5 protein-coding genes are annotated in these 4,897 nt (G+C 61.0%); 1 reads left to right on the forward strand and 4 read right to left on the reverse strand.

Annotated features, from left to right (window positions below; genetic code table 11):
• Both AC1DVH_RS25855 and AC1DVH_RS25860 read right to left on the reverse strand, forming a co-directional pair.
• A partial coding sequence (locus tag AC1DVH_RS25855) for a DUF3182 family protein (RefSeq protein ID WP_477756194.1) occupies positions 1–1,082 on the reverse strand: 1,082 nt, incomplete at its 3' end.
• 299 nt (positions 1,083–1,381) lie between these two features.
• Positions 1,382–2,374 carry a GlxA family transcriptional regulator gene (locus AC1DVH_RS25860; protein ID WP_477756195.1) on the reverse strand — a complete coding sequence of 331 codons (993 nt, stop codon included), beginning with the start codon at positions 2,372–2,374 and terminating at the stop codon, positions 1,382–1,384.
• 102 nt (positions 2,375–2,476) lie between these two features.
• Between AC1DVH_RS25860 and AC1DVH_RS25865 the strand changes: the two genes are divergently transcribed.
• Complete coding sequence (locus AC1DVH_RS25865) at positions 2,477–3,025, forward strand: cysteine hydrolase family protein (protein WP_477756196.1); 549 nt, start codon at positions 2,477–2,479, stop codon at positions 3,023–3,025.
• Positions 3,026–3,116: 91 nt separating this feature from the next.
• Here AC1DVH_RS25865 and AC1DVH_RS25870 read toward each other — a convergent pair whose 3' ends face one another.
• Positions 3,117–3,635, reverse strand: coding sequence for a single-stranded DNA-binding protein (locus AC1DVH_RS25870; RefSeq protein WP_347909392.1), 519 nt, complete (start codon positions 3,633–3,635; stop codon positions 3,117–3,119).
• Positions 3,636–3,644: 9 nt separating this feature from the next.
• Positions 3,645–4,897 (reverse strand): MFS transporter (locus tag AC1DVH_RS25875; RefSeq protein WP_477756197.1); only part of this gene is annotated, 1,253 nt, incomplete at its 5' end.

Below are 4,897 nucleotides of genomic sequence, written 5' to 3' on the forward strand. Positions count from 1 at the left end.
TACTTGAGGAGAAAGTCACTGGTCTGCGCCCGCCCGCGGTACACCTCGATGGCGTCCGCCGGCAGCGGCTGATCGCTGTAGGTTTCCACCGAAGACACACGAATCGCACACATCCCCGGATCGTTGACGAAACGCTGCAAGGCCGCCACCTCGGCACTGCTGGCACCGCCAATGCGCCAGGACTGTTCGAGCACACCACTGCGCCGTTTGCCGTCGCTATCGATGCCCTGAGCGATGTCGTAGTTGCGCCGTGACGCGTAGAAACGCGGATAGGCTTCATCCGCAGCGCTGTCGAACACCTGCGCTTGCTTGATAGCCACCCGCACATCATCGGCCAGGTCCAGCTTCAGTAAATCGACGTAGCTGCCCTGCACCACCAACAGGTTCGAGCCGCCATACACCTCTTCGCCCCTTGCGTCCTTGGTCAAGTATTGTTCACCGCAGTAACTCAGCACCTTGTCGCCGATGAAACTCTGACCGACGCTGTGGGTGATCACTTGATCCAGGTCCTGCTCCAACACCACACCTTCCGTGAACAGCGTTTTGGCTTCGGGCCGGGCGAGGATTTCGTCGAACCGGTCGAGGCTGTCGATCACTTCCTGACCCCGCCCGGCGCAGGCGTGAATCGGCTTGAGGCGGATCGGGCCGGTATAGAGCAGATGCTTCGCCGCTGGCCGTGCATCCTCCAGCGAGAACACGCTGAGACCGTCGAGCACGACACTGCGCACCCGCTCGGAAAACAATGGTGTCCAGCCTTGCGGTGCATGGGCGTGGTGGTTGAGCAATCCATGACTGATGGCTTTGGTGCACATGAAGTCGTGGTCGACATAACCGCCCCAAAAATCCTCCGGCCCCTTGACCCCTAGTTGCCGGGCAGCCGCAGCGCCCACCAGGGTCTGGGTCGGCAACAGGTAGAGGTCCCGTCCGTCATGCAACTGCGGGTCGTAGCTGCCGCCGTACTTGAGCCCCAGTATCTGCGCCAGCCAGCGGGCCAGTGCACGGTTGGTTTCAACTTCGTGCACTGGCGCGTCGGCGAGCACCGAATGGGCGACCACCAGTTTCCTGCGGTTTGTTGGGGTCATGCATCCCCCTTCAATCGACGCTTGATGAATGTATCTGAAGGGGTGCAGAGATCAGGCCAAGGCCCGGTGCGGGAAAAGGGGTTTTAAATCAGCCCGTTGCGCAAAAAGTGATGGCATGGGGCCTGTTTTATTCTGCACGACGCCCTTTGATATTCCGGCATTTTGCACGACTCTCTGTGGGAGCGAGCCTGCTCCGGGCGGCGTTCCGACGATCAGGCCAACACCATCAACATTGATGTAGCCTGACACACCGCGTTCGCGGGCAAGCCCGCTCCTACAGGTTATTGGCAGTACAGCGACTACCGCACAGCAGCACCCGGCGTCACACCAAACCTCGACCGATAATCACTCGGCACCAGCCCGGTGATTTTCTTGAATGTCGCACGAAACGCCCCGGGGTCCTGATAACCGACGGTCCAGGCGATGTGGTCGATGGTGCCGTTGGTGAACTCAAGCATTTCCCGGGCCTTGCCGACTCGCAGATGCTGGCAGTATTCGGTGGGTTTGAGCCCGGTGGCCGCGCGGAAGCGTCGCAGGAAGGTGCGCTCTTCCAGGCCTGCCTTTTCGGCCATCGCCGCCAGCGACACATCGGTTGCCCCGGTACTTTGCAGCCAGTGTTGCACCTTGAGGATCGCCGCATCGCCATGGCTGAGAATCGGCGCAAAATTACTGCCGCACTCGCTGGCGCTGTCGCAGTGCTCCACCACCAGAAAACGTGCGGTATTGGTGGCAATGCTCGGTCCCAGCAACCGGTTGACCAGCCGCAAACCCAGTTCGGACCAGGCCATCAGCCCAGCGGTGGTAATCAGATCGCCATCATCGACAATCGGTGTGTCGGCCTTGAGCCTGATCGCCGGGTAACGTTCGGCGAAGGCTTTGGCCGAGGTCCAGTGGGTGGTGGCGCTACGACCGTCGAGCAGACCGCTTTCAGCCAACAGGATAGAGCCCACGCAAACACCGCCCAGTGTCGCGCCGCTGGCATGTTGCTCACGCAACCAGCGGATCAATCCCTGTGGCGCCTGGCCTTCGGAAAAACCGCCGATCGATGGCGGAATCAACACGGCCACCAGGGTGCGCTCCGGGCCGGGATGGCTGTCGAAGACCCGAACTGGCGGCTGATCACCCTCGACCTGCCAATGGCTGACCCGCAGCAGCGGCAACTGCGCAGACTGATGCTCGGTGGCGATCCGGTTGGCCACCCCGAACAGGTCGGTCAAGCCATGCACCGCCGCCATCTGCGCGCCGGGATAGATCAACACACCGAGCTCGGCGATTGCCCTTTCTGCATCCATTGTCAGTTTTCCCCCTCTTATTGTCGGTGCGGCCAATCCCCGGACCGCCTGCCAGCGCCAATACTTCATTCCACACCCAACACACACTTCGAGGAAACAGTCATGGCCAAGCAAGCGCTCATCGTAGTCGATATCCAGAACGACTACTTCCCCCAAGGAAAATGGCCACTGGTCGGCGCCGACGCCGCCGCCGACAACGCCGCACGCCTGATCAAGACCTTCCGCGACGCCGGTGATTCTGTGGTGCACATCCGCCACGAATTCACCTCCGAAGAGGCACCGTTTTTCACCCCGAACTCCGAAGGCGCCAAGCTGCACCCGAAAGTGCTCAACCGTGCCGACGAACCGCTGGTGCTCAAGCACTTCGTCAACTCGTTCCGCGAAACCGGGCTGAAATCGATCCTCGATGAGCAAGACATCAAGGAGCTGGTGGTCGTGGGCAGCATGAGCCACATGTGTGTGGACGCCATCACCCGTGCGGCGGCGGACTTTGGCTATAAGGTGACAGTGATCCACGACGCCTGCGCCACCCGCGACCTGGAATTCAATGGCGTGGCGGTTCCGGCGGCGCAGGTTCATGCGGCGTTCATGGCGGCCCTGGCGTTTGCGTATGCCAGTGTGGTGTCGACCAACGAGTTCCTCGCGGCCTGAGTCTTCAAATAAATTTCACCGCCCATAAAAAAACCCGCACTTCAGACCGAAGTGCGGGTTTTGTTTTGTCAGCTTGCCGCTTGTAGCTGTTTTAGAACGGGATATCGTCATCAAAGCTGTCGAAATCCGGGGCCGGCTGAGGAGCAGCCTGCTGTGGAGCCGGGCGCGACTGTTGCGGCGCCGACTGCTGTGGACGCGGAGCCTGCTGGCGCGGAGCGGGTTGCTGGTAGTTGTTACCGCCGCCCTGGCCTTGCTGGTCGCCCTGTGGACGGCCGCCCAGCAGTTGCATGGTGCCTTGCATGTCGACCACGATTTCGGTGGTGTAACGCTTGATACCGTCTTTTTCCCACTCGCGGGTCTGCAGCTTGCCTTCGATGTACACCTGCGAACCTTTACGCAGGTATTCGCCAGCGATTTCCGCAACTTTGCCGAACATCGACACACGGTGCCATTCGGTCTTTTCGACTTTCTGACCGGTTTGCTTGTCGGTCCACTGTTCGCTGGTCGCCAGACTCAGGTTGGTCACGGCGTTACCGTTAGGCAAGTAGCGAACTTCGGGATCCTGGCCGCAAGTGCCGACCAATATGACTTTGTTAACCCCACGGGCCATAACGTTCTCCTAGGCTACGCACGCTGCCCCGGCCGGGTTGTTCACCAGGCACTCAAGGGTGGTGCGATCCAATAGTTCGGTGTCCAGTTTGATGTAAATCGCCGCCTCTTCTGCGACGATGACTGCATCTGTTACCCCTACGACCGCCTTCAGGCGCTCGACCAGACCCGCTTCGCGGATCGCCTCGGGCGACAACGGCAAGCGCAGGCTCGTGACGTAGGGAGGTTCGCGCATGGTAACAGCAAAGGCCAGCCAGAGGGCAGCCAGACCGGCGCATCCGAGGAACACAACCGACAGACCGCCATGCTGGAACAGCCAGCCGCCAAGAATGCCGCCCAATGCCGACCCGAGGAACTGGCTGGTGGAATAAACCCCCATCGCAGTGCCCTTGCCGCCGGCCGGTGAAACCTTGCTGATCAGCGATGGCAACGAAGCTTCCAGCAGATTGAACGCGGTGAAGAACACCACCGTACCGATCACCAGAGCCCGCAAGCTGTCGCCGAACTGCCAGAAGAATAGCTCAGTGAGCATCAGCGTCACGACGGAGCCGAGTAAAACTCGTTTCATTTTGCGTTTCTTCTCGCCGTAGATAATGAACGGGATCATGGCGAAGAAAGAAATCAGCAGCGCGGTCAGGTACACCCACCAGTGCTGCTCTTTGGGCAGCCCGGCTTTCTCGACCAGCGCCAGTGGCAAGGCGACGAAGCTGGACATCAACATCGCGTGCAACACAAAAATGCCCAGGTCCAGGCGCAGCAGGTCCGGATGCTTGAGGGTCGGGATCAGCGCCTGGCGCGCGACACCGGACTCACGGTGCTGCAACGGGCCAGTGGAGCGCGGCACCATGAACATCACGATCACGATGCCGAATAGCGCCATACCGCCGGTGGCAAGGAACAATCCGGACAACCCGAAGGCGCGGGTCAGCAGCGGGCCGACCACCATGGCCACCGCAAACGACAGGCCGATGGTCATGCCGATCATGGCCATGGCCTTGGTCCGGTGCTGCTCGCGGGTCAGGTCCGACAGCAAGGCCATGACCGCCGCGGAAATCGCCCCGGCGCCCTGCAGGATTCGGCCGGCGATCACGCCCCAGATCGAGTCGGCATTGGCTGCCAGCAGACTGCCGAGGGCAAAGACGATCAGGCCCAGGTAAATCACCGGGCGGCGACCGATGCGGTCGGAAATGAAACCGAACGGAATCTGGAACACTGCCTGGGTCAGGCCATAAGCGCCAATCGCCAGACCGATCAGGGCCGGCG

The organism is Pseudomonas sp. P4_C3 (assembly GCF_056402075.1).

What these genes read in the sequence shown, in the direction of transcription:
- AC1DVH_RS25860 (WP_477756195.1), bottom strand. Translation starts at nt 2,374, where the DNA reads ATGGATGCAGAAAGGGCAATCGCCGAGCTCGGTGTGTTGATCTATCCC.
- AC1DVH_RS25865 (WP_477756196.1), top strand. Translation starts at nt 2,477, where the DNA reads ATGGCCAAGCAAGCGCTCATCGTAGTCGATATCCAGAACGACTACTTC.
- AC1DVH_RS25870 (WP_347909392.1), bottom strand. Translation starts at nt 3,635, where the DNA reads ATGGCCCGTGGGGTTAACAAAGTCATATTGGTCGGCACTTGCGGCCAG.